Below are 17,471 nucleotides of genomic sequence, written 5' to 3'. Positions count from 1 at the left end.
TTCTACACCACCGACGAGCAAAAACAAATCGCCGAAGACACCATCGCCGACGTCGACGCCTCCGGCCTCTGGCCCGGCAAAGTCGTCACCGAAGTGACCGCCGCCGGTGACTTCTGGGAGGCCGAGCCCGAGCACCAGGACTACCTCCAGCGCTACCCGCACGGCTACACCTGCCACTTCCCGCGCCCCGGCTGGAAACTCCCGAAGCGCGGCTGACTCATGACCGATTATCCAGCGGCAGCAGTCGAAACCGGACATGTGGAACCGGTCCCCCGGCGAGTGCGCGGAGTACTCGCCGGGAAGACCATTGTGGACAGCACGCGGGCGAAATACGTCTGGGAATGGCCCTACTATCCGCAGTTCTACTTCCCGATCGACGACGTCCTCTCCGGCGCGCTGGTTCCCGAAGACGAGGCTCGGCGGTACTCGCTCCGCGTCGGCGAGATCGAAAAGCCTGCTGCCGCTTGGGTAAACGACTCTGTCCTACCTGGACACGTCCGGTTCGCTTGGGACGCTTTGGACGCCTGGTTCGAAGAGGACGAGCAGGTTTTCGTCCACCCGCGCAACCCGTACACGCGGGTGGACGCTTTGCGCTCGACCCGCCATGTCCGAGTAGCGCTCAACGGCGTGACTTTGGCGGAATCGTCGTCACCGGTACTGCTGTTCGAAACCGGCCTCCCGACGCGGTATTACTTCAACCGCACCGAAGTCGATTTCACGCACCTCGTCGCCGAACCGGACATGGCGACCGCCTGCCCGTACAAGGGCGAGACGTCCGGCTACTGGTCCGTCCGCGTCGGCGATGTCCTGCACGAACACCTCGCCTGGACGTACGCCTACCCGACCGCCGCGGTCCAGCCGATCGCCGGATTGGTGGCGTTCTACAACGAGATGGTGGACATCGAGGTGGACGGCGAACTTCTTCCCCGTCCGCGCACGCACTTCTCGCAGTGACTACAACCGGCCGAACGCCTCGACGACCGCGGCCGCCAGCCGATCGCCGCGCGCCTCTTGTCCGGCAGGCACCGTGATGCAGACGGTAAACCGGTCAGCCCACGTCATGATGCCGACCGCGACCGGAACGCCCGGGGCGAGCGACAAGACCGGGTACACCGTGCGGACGAGCGCACCGTTGAGCACCACCGGCGACCGCGCGCCCGGCAGCACCGAGGCGATGACGCTGAACCACGTGCCGCGATAGACGAGCTTGGCCGCCCGGCGATGCAGCGCCGGCGGAAGTATTCCCAGGACGCGCACGACCGCATTGCCCGCACGAGGCGCGCCGTGGCCGACCTGGTCGGACAGCATCCGGTCCGTCGCCCGCACGCGCTCGGCCAGCGACATCGCCCCCGTCGGCAGGTCGACCGACGCCGCGCCGGTGTGATTGCCGAGCTGACGGAAAGTCCCGGTGTCGCGGACCGACATCGGGATCAACACACGCAGTTGTTCCGGCGCGGTCCCGCCCAGTTCGCGGTGCAAGGCCTCGGCGACGAGCGCGAGGACGAGGTTGGTCGTCGGCACCGCCGCCCGCCGCGCGGCCTTCCGCACTTCGGGGGCGGAGAGGTGAGCGCGCGCGAAATGCCGCTGGGGGCTGTCGATCCGCTTGTCCCACTGGACCCGGGGCGCGGCACCGGCTCGGGCGAGGGCCCAGACGCCACGGGCCAGGTCGGTGGCTTGGGTGCGGGTTTTGCTGGTTGAGCTGGGTTTCGGGCGCGCGGGCTCGGCAATGTCGGAACCCGCGGCCGATCCCGCTGGCCGATCAAGTCCGTGCCACACCGGGCTCGCCACGCGGGCGAGCGCCTCGCGCACCGGTGCCGCCAGCCCGGCAAGCCGCGCCCGCACCGCACTCCGCCCGGGTTGAGACCTGTTGCGCCCTAATGTGGCGTTGGGTGCGTGAGATGCACCCAACGCGGCATTGGGTGCGTCAGAGGCGCTGCGCACCGCTGGCTCATTCAATGCACCCAATGTGGCATTGGGTTCGTGAGACGCACCCAATGTGGCATTCGGTGCTCCATCCGTGCCCTCGCCACCACCCTCAACAGAGGCGCTGCGCACCGCTGGCTCATTCAATGCACCCAATGCGGCGTTCGGTGCGCCACACACACCCAATGCCACATTGGGGCGCCACCACCCCCTCCGCCGAGGCCGAGGCGCCGCCGCCGGAACCAGCGGCTCCTTCCCCCGCGCCTGCCCCACCAGCGCGCTGATCACCGCGATCCCGTCACTCGCCGCATGATGCAGCGCGATCAGCAACGCCCCCTGCTCCCCCTCGATCCCCGTCACCAGCCGCGCCCGGACCGGATGCTCCGGGGACACCGGTTCCGAGAAGAACGCGTCCATCTCCCGCGTCAAAGCCGCGTCCAACGGCGCGTCCGGGCCGACCCGCACGGAAGTCAGCACGTCCGAAGACGTCCGGCCCGGGTCCTCCTGCCAGCGCGCCCGCCACAATCCGCTGCCGGGCAGTAGTCGCGTCCGCAAGCCGGGGGTCGCCGCCAGCAAATGCTCTGCGTCCGCATGGGTGACCGGCGTGCCGTCGGCCTTGGGGTCGAACAGCAGCACCGCCCCGACCTGCTGCGGCACCTCCGGGGTGGCCACGTGCACGAACAGCGCGTCCTCCGGCCGCAGCCGTTGCGTCGGCGGGTTCAGCGGCGCGGAAGCCAGCGATTCCAAGGCAGTCACCAACGGGGTAGCCGTCTCGCAATGCCGGGCGACAGCTTCCGCCATCTCCTTGAGGCGTTCCGGTTCAGCAAGGAGACCCCGTACCGTCTCCGCCAGCTCACCGTCCTTTGTGGATACTAGAGCGAGTCCGGCGGCGGCCATCAACCGGGCGTTGGCCTTGCCGTGCGCGGCGATCGGCTGGTGCATCAGTACGGGACGTCCGCAGGCCAGCGCTTCCAGCGAGGTCGCGCCGCCCGCGTTGGTCACCACGACGTCCGCAGCCAGCGTGTAGACCTCAGGCTGGTCCGTCCAGCCGACGACGCGCAGCCGCGGTTCGTCCAGCGCTCGCAGCCGGGCGGCGACGGCGTCGTTGCGTCCGCAGATCGCGATCGGCACGACCGACGGGTCCGCCGCCAGCAATTCCCGCACCGTCGTCTCGATTTCGCCGAAACCCAGCGAGCCGCACGAAACCAGCGGAACGAACGCGTCCGGCGGCAGCTCCAGCTCGTGGCGCGCCGCCGTCTGGTCGCCCGGGCGGAACACCGCGCGCACCGGCGGCGCGGACACGCCGACGTGCGCCGACGGCGACGAGCGCAGCGCGGGAGCGACCGCGACGTCGTGCATCACCATGGTGAGATCGGCCGCGCCGTAAACCCAGAACGGATGCGGCGCGAAGTCCGAAACCCACGCACCGAGCGGCACCGGGAGTTTTCCCTTGCGGCGCAGCCAGGCCAGTCCCGCGGTGCCCATCGGATAGGTCGAAAGCACGAGGTCCGGCGCGAATTCGGCGACCGGTTTCGCGAGCCGCGCCCCGCACCAGGAAGCGGTGAACCAGCGGGACGCGGCGGCGAACCACGGAATGCGCCAGATCGCGCCGTAAAAGAATTCGTAAAGCCACGGGACGCTTTCCACGTTGGCGACGTAAATACGCTGGAAAAGGCTTTCGAAACCGGGTCCGAGCCGTTCGAGGGCGTTGAGCCACGAAACGGTCGCGTCCGGCCAGCGCTCGCGCACCGCGTCCTCGAGCGCGCGTCCCGTGGCGTTGTGCCCCTGCCCCATGTTCGCGGACACGATCAGCACGCGCACCGGCGCTTCCCCCTTCGCTAGCAAGCGGTCCCGGCGAGGCCGTACCCGTCGTCGGAGTCCGAATCAGGCTCTTCGCCGGGGTTGTCCGGCGCGGTTTCCTCTTCGGCGGGCGGCATTTCCGATTCCGCCGACAAATGCGACGCGCGCGTGGACAGCAGCGCGATCCCGACCACGATCACCAGCCCGGCCAGCGCCTCGCCGAACAACGCGAGCGGCCTCCCGTCGGCCGATTCGCCCATCCACGACAGCCCGATCGCGACGCCGACCAGCGGATCCAGCGCGGTGATCACGGCGAGCGCGGGCGTCAGGAACCGGCCCTGCTGGAACGTGTTCTGGCTCAACAGGAATCCCAGCGGCCCCACCACGCACACCAGATACAGCGTCCAGTGCCGGAAGGGCTCGTCGATCCCGACACGGAACTGGCCCGCGACCACCTTCATCAATCCGGCGGTGAGGCCGTACAGCACGCCGGTGGCGACCGCGAGCCCGAGCACCCGCCAAGATCCGGAATTCGTTGACGCGGCAACAACAAGCGAGGCGAGCGTCACCACCGCGAGCGCGATGCCGAGCGGAAGCAACGCGCCCCCGCTCACGAGCGTCTCGCTGTTCCCGCTCGGCCGGGCGACGACGAGGAAAGCGGCCAGCCCGGCCACGCACAGCAAGCCGCCGACACTCATCGTGCGGTCCGGGCGGCGGCGTTCCAGCCGCGCGGACGCGAGGCCGGCGAACATGAGCGACGTCACGAGCAGCGGCTGGACCAGCAGCAACGGCCCGAACGCGAGCGCGACGAGCTGCAGGACGAGACCCAGGATGGTCGCGGCGATCCCGATGAGCCACAATGGGCGTCCGACGAGCCGCTTGAAGAGCGTCAGGTCGAGCGGTTTGCCGGTTTCCACTTCTTTGGTCGCCCTGGCCTGCGCTGCGCTCGCGAGTCCCATGCACGCCGCGCCGGCGACGGCGGCGGGGACAGCCACGACCAGCGACATCCCCGTAACTGTCACGGACTCTTCACCTCACACCGTCCCCATCCGCCGTGCTTATGCTCAAGCCTTGTCCGAGGCCGAGTCGCCCGGTTGGCACCGGAGGCAGCAGAACCCGCATGCGACACCCCCATACGATCGACCTCCCCTCGTTCCGCAACCTCGTGGTGGGCGGAGGCCGGCACCTGCTCGAGTCGACGCTGGTCCCGGCCGGCCTGTTCTATCTCCTGCTGACCCTGGTGAGCTTCGACAGCGGGGTCATCGCCGCGCTCTGCTGGTCGGTCGCCGTGATCGGCACCCGGCTGGCGCTGCGCAAAAAGATTCCCGCCGTGCTGCTGCTGACCACGGCTCTGCTGGTCGCGCGCACTGTGCTGGGCCTGGTCACCGGCAGCGCTTTCCTGTACTTCCTCCAGCCGACTCTACAGAATTTCCTCGTCGCCGGCCTGTTCCTGGTCTCCGCGCCGTTCAACAAACCGCTTCTCGCGCGGCTGGCCGGCGATTTCTGCGCATTCCCCGAAACGCTGTCCGGACATCCCGGAATGCGAAGGTTCTTCCAGCGCGTGTCCGTGCTGTGGGGGCTCGTGTTCGCGGTGAACGGCGGCGTGACGCTGCTGATGCTCGCGCGGGAAACCGTCGGCAGCTTCCTCATGGCGAGCACCGCGGGCTCGTACTCGCTCATCGGGCTGGCCATCGCCGGTTCGCTGTGGTGGTTCCGGCGTTCGCTGCGCTCGGCGGGCATCACGCTGCGCATGGGCCACCGGCCTGCCGCGCTGCCCGCCGCCTGATGGCCCGCACCGCGCTCGTCACCGGCGCGTCGTCCGGCATCGGCGCCGCCACCGCCCGGCAGCTCGCCCGCACCGGCGTCCACGTGCTGTTGCACGGCCGGAACGAGGACCGGCTCGCCGCCCTCGCCAAGGAAACCGGCGGCACTGAGCTCGCCGCCGACCTCGCGAACCCCGGCGCCGCCGAGGACCTCGCCGAGCGCGCCCTGGCGATCACCGGATCGGTGGATCTGCTCGTCAACAACGCGGGACTCGGCTGGGCCGGTCCCCTGCCGGAACTGTCCGCGGAACGGCTGCGGCATCTGGTCGCGGTGAACCTGACCGCGCCGCTCGACCTGACCCGCGCACTGCTGCCCGCGATGCTGGAACGCGACCGCGGGCAGATCGTTTTCTTGTCGTCGATCGCCGGACGCACCGGTGTCGCCGGAGAAGCGGTGTACGCCGCGGCCAAGTCCGGTGTGGACGCTTTCGCCGACAGCCTCCGATTCGAGTTGCACGGCACCGGCGTGACGGTCGGAATCGTAGTTCCCGGTGTGGTGCGCACAGAATTCTTCGAACGCCGCGGCCGTCCGTACACCCGCAGCACGCCCCGGCCGGTGAGCCCCGAACGCGTGGCCGCCGCCGTGCTGCGCGCCGCCGCGCATCCGGGTGACTACTACGTGCCGCGCTGGCTGCGCGTCCCCGTCGCGCTGCGCGGCGCCGCGCCCGGCCTGTACCGCGCGCTCGCGGCACGCTTCGGCGCCGAAAGCTGACGGTTCCACGCAGACCTCCTCCCCCGCGTACCTCGTAAGCGGCGATGCCGGTCCTCGCCGGAATACCCCCGCTCCCGCGAGCCAAGCATGTCCACTGTGCTGCCGCATCAGGGAAATTCCCCGATCAGGCGGTTTCGTCGACCTCGCCGGGCGGCCCCCAGGCCAGCGCCAGCACCAGCGTCGCGCGCACGGCCGGGTCGTCCAGCGAGGGCCCGAACAGGTCGTGCAGGCGGCCGAGCCGGTAGGACACCGTCTGCGGGTGGATGTGCAGATCCTCCGCCACCGCCTTGCGGTCGCCCAGATGCAGCAGCCAGGACGTGAGCGTGGTGGACAGGCGTTCCCGCGCGGATTCGTTCAGCTCGTCAAGCGGGGCAAGGGCTTGTCTTCGCAGCACGTCGAGCAGCCGGTCGTCGCGGTGCACGATGATCGCGTCGAGGTGCTCGTCGGCGAACACCGGATCGTCGCTGAGCAAGTGGTCGCGGCGCAGTCGCGCGGTCACCTCGGCGATGCGCAGGCTGGCCGGGAGCCGGTCGAGCGGCACCGTCGCGCCGACCACCGCGCCGCCGCCGCGCAGCGCGCGAGCCAGCCACGCGCGCCGGCCCGGGCCGCCGGGATCCGGCACGATCGCCACGACCACGCCCGGGCGACGCAGCCGCAGGCAGCTGTCTTCCAGGCGGAACACCAATTCCCGGCCCAGCTCGTTGTCGTCCTCCACAAGCACGACCGCGGCGTGCTTCGGCAACCGCCACTCCGCGCGCAACGCGGCGGCGCGCACCGCGGCCTTGTCCGCGCGGTCGGACAGCAGCAGCGCGGTCAGTTCGTCGCGCAGCCGTTCTCGCGCGCGCACCGCGTCTGATTGCTCCTGCAGATAACCGCGCAGCGAGGATTCCGAAAGCTGGTCCACCAGAGCGAACACGGTGGTGGCGAGCGAGGCGAACAGTTCGGCGGGCACGTCGAGATCGAGCGCCGCTTCCGAAACGTGCCGCCACGCCACGCGCGCGCCCACCCGATAGGCGGACAGCAGACTCGTGACGCGCCTGCCCTGCTGGTATTGCGCGCGCCCGATTTCCTCGAACACCGTCTGCTCGACGCCGGACCCCAGCTCCGGCAGCCGCTCGTCGGGCTCGGCCGCCATGTCGATCAGCCGCCGGACGAATCCCGCGCTGGCGGCGACGAGGTCGGCCAGTTCTTCGGTCAGGAACTCCGCGTAGTCGGGGTGCTCGTCCGCGAGCTGGTCGCGGACCTCGTTGAGCATGGCGGGCAGCCGGCGGGTCACCACCGTCTCCAGTTCGTCAAGCCGGGTCACCTGATCTGGTCCCATGTGTCCGGGAGTCCTTCCGTCGCAGGCAGCGGTCCTCGGGTCGCCTCGGGACATCCTGTCCCCACTTTGGCCTCTCGTGCCAAGTCGAAGCCAGCGAAATTCGCTTTCCGGCGGCAGAAGCCGCCCGACCGGGGGCGCGACACTGACGGGGATGAGATCGACCCCGGCTGTCCGTAACACTCCGGACACAAACGGCCTGCGAGCGAAACGGCGCGCGGAAAACTTCCCGGTGGCCCTTCGGGTGCTGCCGGAAAAGCTGCGCGCCGACCTCGTCGCGGTCTATTCCGTCGCGCGCACTGTGGACGATCTGGGCGACGAGGCCGAGGGCGACCGGGCCGCGCAGCTCAAAGTCTTCTCCGCGGAACTGTCCGCGGCGTTCGGCAACGGGGAACCGGCAGATCCTGCTGTCCGTGGACTTCTCCCGGCGATCCGCGCCGGGCGGCTGACCGAGGAACCGTTCCAGCGGCTGGTCCAGGCGAACATCCAGGACCAGGAGGTGCACCGGTATCCGGTGTTCGCGGACTTGCTGGCGTACTGCCAGCTTTCCGCCGACCCGGTCGGACGCATCGTCCTCGACCTGCTCGGAGTGGACGATCCGGCCGCGCGGAAGCTGTCCGACCGGATCTGCACCGGGCTGCAGCTGGTGGAGCACTGGCAGGACGTCGGCGAGGACTACCGCAACGGGAGGGTCTATCTGCCGCAGGAGGACCTCGCGGAGTTCGGCGTGGCCGAGGAGGAATTGGGCGCCGCGCACGCGTCGCCGGAGATGAAAGCGCTGATGCGGTGGGAAACCGGCCGCGCCGCCGCCCTGCTGGGCGGCGGCGCGGATTTGCTGGGGTGCCTGTCCGGCTGGGGGCGGTTCGCGGTGAGCGGCTTCCTCGCCGGCGGGCTCGCGACGGTCGACGCGCTGCACGCGAGCGGCGGCGACGTGCTGTCCGCGCCGGTCCGGCCGAGCCGGACCGGACTGCTGAGTTGGCTGGGGTGGCTGCAAGTCGGCACGAGGAGGCGGTCCGGATGACGACAGTGGACGAGGCCTACGCGCACTGCGCGGCGGTCACCAAAGAACAGGCGCGCAACTTCTACTACGGGATCCGGTTGCTGCCGCCGGACAAACGCGCGGCGCTGTGCGCGGTGTACGCGCTGGCTCGGATCATCGACGACATCGGCGACGACACCGCCGCGTCCGCCGAGGCGAGGCTGCAGGGCCTCGCCGGCGTGCGGAAATCGCTCGGCGACCTGTCCGCGACCGCCGATCCGGTGTACGTCGCGGTCGCCGACGCAGCGCGCCGGTACCCGATTCCGCTGGGCGCGTTCGAGGAATTGCTCGACGGCGTCGAGATGGACGTGACCGGGCGCGAGTACGTGCGGTTCGAGGAACTGGTCGAGTACTGCCGGTGCGTGGCGGGTTCGGTCGGGCGGCTGTGCCTCGGCGTGTTCGGCAGCCGTCCGGAGCCGAACGCGCCGGTGTACGCCGACGAGCTGGGAATTGCCTTGCAGCAGACCAATATCCTGCGCGACATCCGCGAGGACCTGCTCAACGGCCGCGTGTATCTGCCCAAAGAGGACCTCGACCGGTTCGGCGTCGAGCTGTCCGTCGGGCCGGACGGGAAGCTGGCCGATCCCGAAGGCGGGCTCACCGCGCTGATCCACGACAGCGCCGCGCGGGCTCGCGGCTGGTACTCCCGCGGCCTTCGCCTGGTGCCCTCTTTGGACGGTCGCAGCGCCGCGTGCTGCACCGCGATGTCCGGCATTTACCGGACCCTGCTGGACCGGATCGACGAACAGCCCGCGCGCGTGTTCGACCGGCGGCTTTCGTTGTCCGGCCGGGAAAAGGCGGTGGTGGCGTTCCGGGCGCTGACCGGGATCGGCCGATGACCGCCCCGGTCGCGGTGGTCGGCGGCGGGCTCGCGGGAATCGCCGCCGCGCTCGCCTGCGCCGACGCCGGACGGCCGGTCACGCTGTTCGAAGCGCGGCCGTACCTGGGCGGGCTCACGCATTCGTTCGCTCGCGGCGAGCTGCGAGTCGACAATGGACAGCACGTGTTCCTCCGCTGCTGCACGGCTTACCGCGCGCTGCTCGACCGGCTCGGCGTCGCCGATCGGGTGACTTTGCAGCCGCGGCTGGAAATCCCGATCCGCCTGCCGGGTTCGACCGAGCCGACCTGGCTGCGCCGCGACGACCTGCCCGCGCCCCTGCACCTGGCCACCTCATTGCTGCGTTACGACCCGCTGCGCCCGCTCGACCGGGCCCGGTTCGCGCTCGCCGCGCTCGCGTTGCGCCGGGTGGACCCGAAGGCGGATCGCACGGATCGCCAGTCTTTCGGGGAATGGCTGCGACGGCACGGGCAGAGCGCGGCGGCGATCGAAGCGTTGTGGGATTTGGTCGGCGTGGCAACGCTGAACGCGACCGCAGACGACGCGTCGCTCAGTCTCGCCGCGACGGTGTTCCAGGAGGGGCTGCTCACCGATCCGGCCGCCGCCGACATCGGCTGGTCGCTGGTGCCGTTGCGGGAATTGCACGGCGATCCGGCGCACGATCGGCTGATCGAGGCCGGGGCGGACGTCCGGGTCGGCACGAAGGTGCGCGCGATCAGCGAGGGCTGGCAGGTCAGCACGGATCGCGGTGAGGAAACGTTCAGCCAGGTCGTCCTGGCCACTCCCCCGCCGGTGACCGAACAGCTCGCGCCCGCCGGGGCGATCGGGTTGCCGCCCGGCTGGTCCGGCGGGCTCGGCAGCTCGCCGATCGTGAACGTGCACGTGGTGCTCGACCGGAAGGTCCTCGACGAACCGTTCGTCGCTGGCGTGCGCACGCCGGTGCAGTGGGTGTTCGACCGAACGCGACAGTCCGGTTTGGACTCCGGGCAGTACCTCGCGATGTCGCTGTCCGCCGCGGACGCGCAAATCGACCTGCCCACCGCGAAACTGCGCGAGCAATTGCTGCCCGAACTGCTGACGCTGCTGCCCGAGGCGCGCGGCGCGCAGGTACTCGACTTTTTCGTCACCCGCGAGCGGCACGCGACGTTCCGGCCCGGCCCCGGCACCGCCTCGTTGCGCCCGCCCGCGCGCACCGCCCTGCCTGGGCTGTACCTGGCGGGTGCGTGGACCGCGACCGGATGGCCCGCGACGATGGAGGGAGCCGCGCGCAGTGGTGCAGCTGCGGCCGCCGCCCTTCTTCAGCACAACGGCAAGAGGGAGGGAGTCGGAGCATGACGACCGAGGTATTTTCCACCGAGAGGACGACAACAGCGGTGCCGCCGGTGCTCGGCAGCGCCCGCGACGTCGTGCAGCCCGCGTTGCGCGCCGCCGTCGACCGGCTGGACGACACCAGCCGCGCGATCAGCGCCTACCACCTCGGCTGGACCGATCCGAACGGCGTGCCGGTGCAAGGCAACGGGGGCAAGGCCGTGCGTTCGGCGCTCGCCGTGGTGTCCGCGCAGGCTGCGGGCGCGCCGGTGGAAGTCGGCGTGCCCGGCGCAGTCGCGGTGGAGCTGGTGCACAACTTCTCGCTCGTCCACGACGACCTGATGGACGGCGACACCGAGCGCCGCCACCGGCCGACGGTGTGGGCGCTGTGGGGCGCGGCGAGCGCGATCCTGACCGGGGACGCGATGCTCGCGCTCGCCCAGGAAGTGGTGCTGGACAGCGGTTCCCCGCATGCGGTGCCCGCCGGTCGATTGCTCACCGAAACCACGCGACGGCTTATCCACGGCCAGTTCCTGGACGTCGCGTTCGAACAGCGAGACGACGTCGTGCTCGCCGAATGCGTCACGATGGCCGCCGGGAAAACCGGCGCGCTGCTGTCCGCCAGCGCCGCGATCGGGGCGGTACTCGCCGGTGCGCCCGCCGAGGTGGTCGACGCGCTGTCCGTGTTCGGCGAGGAGATCGGGCTGGCGTTCCAGCTCGTCGACGACGTGCTCGGCATCTGGGGCGACCCGGCGGTCACCGGGAAATCGGTGTACTCCGATCTGCGAGCGCGCAAGAAGTCGCTGCCGATCACCTACGCGACTACGCACGGCGGTGCGGCGGGCCGCCGGTTGGCGGAGTGGCTGGCCGGAGACGACGACACCGACCTCGCGCGGATCGCCGCGCTGGTGGACGACGCGGGCGGCCGCGAATGGGCCACCGCCGAGGCGGCACGGCACGTCGCCACCGCCGAGCAAGCACTGGCCGCCATCCCGTCCGGCCCGCGCGCCGACCTCGTCTCGATCGCCCGTTTCATCGCCGGAAGGGAAGCGTGATGACCCAGACCGTCCCCCGGACGTCCGCACCCGCCGCCCGCACCGCCGCCGACACGGTCGCTTCAGCGGTCGAGTTCCTCCGTCGCGAGCAGGACCGCGCCGGATGGTGGAAGGGCGAACTCGCCACCAACGTCACGATGGATGCCGAAGACCTGCTGCTCCGGCACTTCCTCGGCATCCTCACCCCGCAGATCGCCGAAGAGTCCGCTCGTTGGATCCGCTCGCAGCAGCGCGCGGACGGTACCTGGGCGAACTTCCCGGACGGCCCGGCCGATCTGTCCACCACCGTTGAGGCGTGGGTCGCGCTGCGGCTGGCCGGCGACCCGGCGGACGCGCCGTGGCTGGCGACGGCCGCGGAGTACATCCGCGACCACGGCGGGATCGAGGCCACGCGGGTGTTCACCCGGATCTGGCTCGCGATGGTCGGCCAGTGGTCCTGGGACGAGCTGCCGAGCCTGCCGCCGGAGCTGATCTTCCTGCCGTCGTGGTTCCCGCTCAACGTCTACGACTTCGCCTGCTGGGCCCGGCAGACGGTCGTGCCGCTGACCATCGTCGGCACGCTGCGCCCGGTGCGGAAGCTGCCGTTCGATGTTTCTGAACTGCGCACCGGCAAGCGTCCGCCGAAGACGCGCGCGCCGTGGACGTGGGACGGCGTGTTCCAGAACCTCGACACCGCGCTGCACGCGTACGCGAAACTGCCGCTCAACCCGGTGCGCAAGCTCGCTCTCAAACAAGCCGCGGAGTGGATCCTGGCGCGGCAGGAGGCGGACGGTTCGTGGGGCGGGATCCAGCCGCCGTGGGTGTACTCGATCCTCGCGCTGCACCTGCTCGGCTACCCGCTCGACCATCCCGCGCTCAAGGCCGGGATCGCCGGGCTGGACGGGTTCACCATCCGCGAGAAGACCGACCAGGGCTGGGTGCGGCGGCTCGAAGCGTGCCAGTCGCCGGTGTGGGACACCGCTTTGGCGATGACCGCGTTGCTCGACGCGGGTGTCTCCCCCGGTGACGAATCGCTGGTCCGCGCCGCTGATTGGATGTTGGGCGAGGAAATCCGGGTGCCCGGCGACTGGGCGGTGCGGCGGCCTTCCTTGCAGCCGGGCGGGTTCGCGTTCGAGTTCGCCAACGACGGCTATCCGGACACCGACGACACCGCCGAGGTGGTGCTCGCGCTGCGTCGGATGGGCAAGCCGGATCACCTGCGGATCCGCGAGGCGGTCGACCGGAGTGTGGCTTGGCTGGAGGGCATGCAGTCGAACGACGGCGGGTGGGGTGCGTTCGACGCGGACAACACGCAGGTGCTGACGACTCGGCTGCCGTTCTGCGACTTCGGTGCGGTCATCGATCCGCCGTCGGCCGATGTGACCGCGCATGTGGTGGAAATGCTGGCGGCGGAAGGGAAATCCGACACGCGCGAGTGCCGTCGCGGAGTGCGGTGGCTGCTGGACAATCAGGAGGACGACGGTTCGTGGTTCGGCCGCTGGGGCGCGAATTACGTGTACGGCACGGGTGCGGTGGTGCCCGCGTTGGTGGCCGCCGGAATTCCCGGGACTTCCCCGCGGATCCGGCGTGCGGTGAAATGGCTGGCGGAGCACCAGAACGCCGACGGCGGGTGGGGCGAAGATCTGCGGTCGTACGACGACCGGGCGTGGGCCGGTCGCGGTGATTCGACGCCGTCGCAGACCGCGTGGGCGTTGCTGGCGCTGCTCGCCGCTGGGGAACGGGAGTCCGAAGTGGTCGCTCGGGGCGTCGAGTGGCTGTGCGAGCGGCAGCGTCCGGACGGCGGCTGGGACGAGGACAAGCACACCGGAACCGGGTTCCCGGGCGACTTCTACCTGTCGTATCACCTGTACCGCGTGGTGTTCCCATTGTCCGCCCTCGGCCGGTACGTCCGGGGCGGGTCATGACACCGGTCGTCTGCACTCCGCTGCGGATCGAGCAGGCCGCGTTGCGCGGTCTGCGGACGGTCCACATCGGACTCGGGCCTCGCCGGGCCGCCGCCGCTGCGGCCCGGCTCCCGTCCGGGCCGCGGATCGTGGCGGGGGTCGGCGGCGGCCTCACCCCGGAGGTACGGCCGGGGGACGTTGTGGTCGCCACCGAGGTGCGCGGCCCTTCCGGCGTGGTGCCGGTGCCGTCCGCGCCGTTGCTGGCGGGTGCGTTGCGGCGGCTTGGGCTCACTGTCCATCTCGGACCGGTGGTCGGCAGTTCGCACGTGGTGCGCGAGCAGGAACGGGCTTCGCTAGCGGCTAGCGGTGCGCTGGCCGTCGATATGGAGTCCGCGTGGCTTGCTGCCAGCGGTGAACCTTTCGCAGTGGTTCGGGCCATTGTGGACACTGTAGGTGCGCCACTGTTTCATCCTTCGACCGTCTCGAATGGACTCGCTGGGTTGCGGAGTTTGCGTCGGGCTGCTCCCGCGCTCACCGCGTGGGCCGAGGCGGTGGGTCCGCGAACGGTTCTGCTGGCTAGCCCCCGATCCTTCTGCGCTGGGGTGGAGCGAGCGATCGAGATTGTCGAGCGGGCACTGGAGAAGCACGGCGCGCCGGTGTACGTGCGCCGTCAGATCGTGCACAACACCCATGTCGTGCATCAGTTGCAGGGACGCGGCGCGGTGTTCGTGGACGAGGTGGAGGAAGTTCCGGAAGGCTCGACGCTCGTGTTCGCCGCGCACGGAGTTTCCCCGGCGGTTCGGCGCGCCGCAGTCGATCGTGGACTGTCCGTTGTGGACGCGACGTGTCCGCTGGTCACCAAGGTGCACAATGAAGTCCGCCGTTACACCGGGCGCGGCGAGACGGTCTTCCTCATTGGACACGCCGAGCACGAGGAAGTCGAAGGCACCGTTGGAGAAGCGCCGGACAACGTCGTGGTGGTCGGCGATGTCGCGGCCGCGCGGACGGTCACCGCGCGCGACCCGTCACGGACCGCCTACACCATGCAGACCACCTTGGCACTTGACGAAGCCGAGGAGATCGCGTCCGTGCTGCGCGAGCGATTCCCCGGCCTTTCCGCGCCGCGCAAGGACGACATCTGTTACGCCACCACGAACCGGCAGCAGGCCCTGCGCGCGATCGCGCACGAAGTGGACCTGGTCCTGGTGGTGGGTTCCGGGAATTCGTCCAACTCGCGTCGCCTGGTGGAAGTCTCCGAACGCGCGGGAACCCCGGCGGTACTCGTAGACGGCTGCGCCGACATCGACCTGCGCCAACTCGCTGGCGCCGGGCGGATCGGGCTCACCGCGGGGGCGTCCGCACCGCCGCATCTCGTGACCGAAACGGTCGAAGCCCTGCGCGGATTGGGACCGGTCAGCGTCGCGGAAAACACGCTGACAGAGGAAGAAATGACGTTCACCCTACCTCGGGAGGTGCTCTGAGCGATGGCCATGCCGTTGCGCCAGTCTCTTCGGCTGGGCGGTTATCTGATGAAGCAGAAGCTGCTGCGCAAGGAGAAATTCCCGCTCCTGGTCGAGCTGGAACCGCTCTTCGCGTGCAATCTCAAATGCGGCGGCTGCGGCAAGATCGCGCAGCCGCACACTCTGCTGAAACAGCGGATGCCGGTGGAGCAGGCGGTCGGGGCGATCGAGGAAAGCGGCGCGCCGATGGTGTCGATCGCGGGCGGCGAACCGCTGATGCACCCGCAGATCGACGAGATCACCCGGCAGCTGCTCGACCGCAACAAGATCATTTTCCTGTGCACCAACGCGCTTCTGCTGCCCAAGCACATCCACAAGTTCAAGCCGCACCGCAATTTCGCGTGGATGGTGCACATCGACGGTCTCGAGGAACGGCACGACGCGTCGGTGCGCAAGGAGGGCGGATTCCAGGCGGCGGTCGACGCGATCAAGCTCGCCAAGGAAAAGGGCTTCCGGGTGATGACGAACACGACGTTCTTCACCGGGGACACCCCGCAGGACGTCATCGACGTGCTCGACTATCTCAACGACCTCGGCGTCGACAACATGCAGATCTCGCCGGGGTACGCGTACGAAAAGGCGCCGGACCAGGACCACTGGCTCGGCGTGCAGCAGACCCGCGAACTGTTCGCCAAGGCCTTCGGCGGCGGCAACCGGAAACGCTGGCGGCTCAACCATTCGCCGGTGTTCCTCGATTTCCTCGAGGGCAAACGCGACCTCGAATGCACGCCGTGGGGCATTCCGTCGTATTCCCTGCTCGGCTGGCAGCGCCCGTGCTACCTGCTGGACGACGGCTACGCGAAGACGTACCGGGAGCTCATCGAAACCACCGAATGGGAGAACTTCGGCCGCGGCAAGGACCCGCGCTGCGCCAACTGCATGGCGCATTGCGGCTACGAACCCACCGCGGTGATCGCGACGCTCGGCTCGCTCAAGGAATCCGTCCGGGCCGCCGTCGGACACTGACCCACGGTACGCGAGGGGAACCCTCACGGACTCTGATTCCCTCAGGGTTCCCCTCACGGACCGCGCAAAGGGGTTTGCGCGACGCTAGCAGGGCGTGCAAGGATGGATTCATGCGTACGCAGCGATTTCTTCGCCCCCGGGGAGTGCCCGGGGGCTGCGCGTGCGCGCCGGGTTCCGCCCGCTGACGTCCGCGTCTCCCCTCGCTGCCCGGGGGTGAAGTCCAGAACTTCACGCTCCGAAGTGAGGAAACCCTTCCCGTGGACACCCTTGACCCAGCCTCGACGCTGCGCCGGATCACCGAACTGACCGAGGCCGCACTAGCCGAACTGCTCCAGGCCAGCACTCCGGCCGCGGTCGCCGCCGTGCGCCGTTCCGTGCTCGGCACATCCAGCCCGCTCGCCGCCGTGCGCCGCGAACTCGGCTGCTACGACCCGGCCTCCCGAAAACAGCTCGGCCTCGCCATTTCCGAGGCACACCACCGCATTATCGCTGCGCTCGATGAGCGGCGGACCGCCGAACCCGCGTTGGAACATCCGCTCGACCCCACCATCCCCGGCCTCCCGCCGCCGACCGCCGGACTGCATCCGGTCACGCAACTGAGATACGACCTCGACGACACCTTCCGCGCACTCAACTTCGAGATCGTCGACGGCCCGGAAATCAGTTCCGCGGAAGTGGAATTCGACCGGCTGAACTTCCCGCCCGACCACCCGGCCCGCGAAAGCATGGACACCTACTGGTTGACCGACGGCCGTTGCCTGCGCCCGCACCTCACCGGCACCAGCGTCCGGCACCTGAGCACGCACAAGCCGCCGATCCGGATCGCTTACCCAGGCCGGGTCTACCGCAACGAAAGCACCGACGCGCGGCACGAGCGAGCATTCTTCCAGTACGAGGTGCTGGTGGTGGACGAGGCCGTCCCGCTCGCGACCGCCCGGTTCCTCGTCGACACCATTCTCGGCACGGTCTTCGGCGAACCGGTGCGAACCCGGATGCGAGCCGGGTATTTCCCTTTCGTAGAGCCGGGTTTCGAGATCGACATGGCCTGCCGCGTGTGCACCGGACGCGGCTGCCGCACCTGCGGACGGACCGGCTGGCTCGAACTCATGCCCGGCGGCAGCCCGCATCCGCACGTCCTGCGCGCCGCCGGACTCGACCCGGCGCGATGGTCCGGCTGCTACCTGAACGTCGGCCTGGACCGGCTGGCGATGATGCGGTACGGCATCGACGACGTCCGGCTGATGCACAGCGCCGACCTCCGCTTCCTCTCCCAATTCTCGTGAAAG

15 protein-coding genes are annotated in these 17,471 nt (G+C 69.7%); 12 read left to right on the top strand and 3 right to left on the bottom strand.

Annotation, left to right across the window (positions count from 1 at the left end):
• On the top strand, positions 1-216 hold a 216-nt coding region (locus tag ACWDNU_RS35275; protein WP_449672070.1), incomplete at its 5' end, for a peptide-methionine (S)-S-oxide reductase.
• A 3-nt stretch (positions 217-219) separates the two neighbouring features.
• Positions 220-954 (top strand): DUF427 domain-containing protein, encoded by a 735-nt coding sequence (locus tag ACWDNU_RS35270; RefSeq protein ID WP_449672069.1) that lies wholly within the window; start codon positions 220-222, stop codon positions 952-954.
• Here ACWDNU_RS35270 and ACWDNU_RS35265 read toward each other — a convergent pair whose 3' ends face one another.
• Positions 955-3,744 (bottom strand): MGDG synthase family glycosyltransferase, encoded by a 2,790-nt coding sequence (locus ACWDNU_RS35265; protein WP_449672068.1) that lies wholly within the window; start codon positions 3,742-3,744, stop codon positions 955-957.
• Between the two features lie 17 nt (positions 3,745-3,761).
• Complete coding sequence (locus ACWDNU_RS35260) at positions 3,762-4,745, bottom strand: DMT family transporter (RefSeq protein WP_370938353.1); 984 nt, start codon at positions 4,743-4,745, stop codon at positions 3,762-3,764.
• A 98-nt stretch (positions 4,746-4,843) separates the two neighbouring features.
• On the opposite strand from ACWDNU_RS35260, the gene ACWDNU_RS35255 reads away from it, so the two are divergent.
• On the top strand, positions 4,844-5,509 hold the full coding sequence (locus tag ACWDNU_RS35255; protein ID WP_370938354.1) for a VC0807 family protein: 666 nt from the start codon (positions 4,844-4,846) through the stop codon (positions 5,507-5,509).
• Positions 5,509-6,258: an SDR family NAD(P)-dependent oxidoreductase gene (locus ACWDNU_RS35250; protein WP_449672067.1), complete on the top strand. Its 750-nt coding sequence runs from the start codon at positions 5,509-5,511 to the stop codon at positions 6,256-6,258. The genes ACWDNU_RS35255 and ACWDNU_RS35250 overlap by 1 nt, the downstream gene beginning before the upstream one ends.
• A 124-nt stretch (positions 6,259-6,382) precedes the next feature.
• On the opposite strand, the gene ACWDNU_RS35245 is transcribed toward ACWDNU_RS35250, so the two are convergent.
• On the bottom strand, positions 6,383-7,579 hold the full coding sequence (locus ACWDNU_RS35245; RefSeq protein WP_370938356.1) for a PucR family transcriptional regulator: 1,197 nt from the start codon (positions 7,577-7,579) through the stop codon (positions 6,383-6,385).
• 151 nt (positions 7,580-7,730) lie between these two features.
• On the opposite strand from ACWDNU_RS35245, the gene hpnC reads away from it, so the two are divergent.
• The 8 genes from hpnC (at position 7,731) to ACWDNU_RS35205 (ending at position 17,468) form a co-directional block, all read left to right on the top strand.
• Positions 7,731-8,597 carry a squalene synthase HpnC gene (hpnC, locus tag ACWDNU_RS35240; RefSeq protein WP_449672066.1) on the top strand — a complete coding sequence of 289 codons (867 nt, stop codon included), beginning with the start codon at positions 7,731-7,733 and terminating at the stop codon, positions 8,595-8,597.
• Positions 8,594-9,454, top strand: a complete 861-nt coding sequence (gene hpnD, locus ACWDNU_RS35235; protein WP_449672065.1) for a presqualene diphosphate synthase HpnD — start codon at positions 8,594-8,596, stop codon at positions 9,452-9,454. Before hpnC ends, hpnD begins: the two co-directional genes overlap by 4 nt.
• Positions 9,451-10,788, top strand: a complete 1,338-nt coding sequence (gene hpnE / locus ACWDNU_RS35230) for a hydroxysqualene dehydroxylase HpnE (RefSeq protein WP_449672064.1) — start codon at positions 9,451-9,453, stop codon at positions 10,786-10,788. The genes hpnD and hpnE overlap by 4 nt, the downstream gene beginning before the upstream one ends.
• Positions 10,785-11,816, top strand: a complete 1,032-nt coding sequence (locus ACWDNU_RS35225; protein ID WP_449672063.1) for a polyprenyl synthetase family protein — start codon at positions 10,785-10,787, stop codon at positions 11,814-11,816. Before hpnE ends, ACWDNU_RS35225 begins: the two co-directional genes overlap by 4 nt.
• Positions 11,816-13,720 (top strand): squalene--hopene cyclase, encoded by a 1,905-nt coding sequence (gene shc, locus ACWDNU_RS35220; RefSeq protein WP_449672062.1) that lies wholly within the window; start codon positions 11,816-11,818, stop codon positions 13,718-13,720. Before ACWDNU_RS35225 ends, shc begins: the two co-directional genes overlap by 1 nt.
• Entirely contained in the window at positions 13,717-15,180 is a 1,464-nt protein-coding gene (ispH, locus tag ACWDNU_RS35215) for a 4-hydroxy-3-methylbut-2-enyl diphosphate reductase (RefSeq protein WP_449672061.1), read from the top strand. Before shc ends, ispH begins: the two co-directional genes overlap by 4 nt.
• Positions 15,181-15,183: 3 nt before the next feature.
• Entirely contained in the window at positions 15,184-16,185 is a 1,002-nt protein-coding gene (gene hpnH / locus ACWDNU_RS35210; RefSeq protein WP_370938363.1) for an adenosyl-hopene transferase HpnH, read from the top strand.
• A 257-nt stretch (positions 16,186-16,442) separates the two neighbouring features.
• On the top strand, positions 16,443-17,468 hold the full coding sequence (locus ACWDNU_RS35205) for a phenylalanine--tRNA ligase subunit alpha (RefSeq protein WP_449672060.1): 1,026 nt from the start codon (positions 16,443-16,445) through the stop codon (positions 17,466-17,468).
• Positions 17,469-17,471: the final 3 nt, after the last annotated feature.

It is taken from the genome of Amycolatopsis sp. NPDC003676, assembly GCF_053587275.1.
Note: the sequence above shows the minus strand (reverse complement) of the source record. Positions and strands in the feature narration are given on the sequence as shown.

Coding starts and splice junctions, on each gene's coding strand:
- ACWDNU_RS35255 (WP_370938354.1), top strand. CDS start 4,844: ATGCGACACCCCCATACGATCGACCTCCCCTCGTTCCGCAACCTCGTG.
- shc (WP_449672062.1), top strand. CDS start 11,816: ATGACCCAGACCGTCCCCCGGACGTCCGCACCCGCCGCCCGCACCGCC.
- ispH (WP_449672061.1), top strand. CDS start 13,717: ATGACACCGGTCGTCTGCACTCCGCTGCGGATCGAGCAGGCCGCGTTG.
- hpnD (WP_449672065.1), top strand. CDS start 8,594: ATGACGACAGTGGACGAGGCCTACGCGCACTGCGCGGCGGTCACCAAA.
- hpnH (WP_370938363.1), top strand. CDS start 15,184: ATGGCCATGCCGTTGCGCCAGTCTCTTCGGCTGGGCGGTTATCTGATG.
- ACWDNU_RS35250 (WP_449672067.1), top strand. CDS start 5,509: ATGGCCCGCACCGCGCTCGTCACCGGCGCGTCGTCCGGCATCGGCGCC.
- hpnE (WP_449672064.1), top strand. CDS start 9,451: ATGACCGCCCCGGTCGCGGTGGTCGGCGGCGGGCTCGCGGGAATCGCC.
- ACWDNU_RS35245 (WP_370938356.1), bottom strand. CDS start 7,579: ATGGGACCAGATCAGGTGACCCGGCTTGACGAACTGGAGACGGTGGTG.
- hpnC (WP_449672066.1), top strand. CDS start 7,731: ATGAGATCGACCCCGGCTGTCCGTAACACTCCGGACACAAACGGCCTG.
- ACWDNU_RS35225 (WP_449672063.1), top strand. CDS start 10,785: ATGACGACCGAGGTATTTTCCACCGAGAGGACGACAACAGCGGTGCCG.
- ACWDNU_RS35270 (WP_449672069.1), top strand. CDS start 220: ATGACCGATTATCCAGCGGCAGCAGTCGAAACCGGACATGTGGAACCG.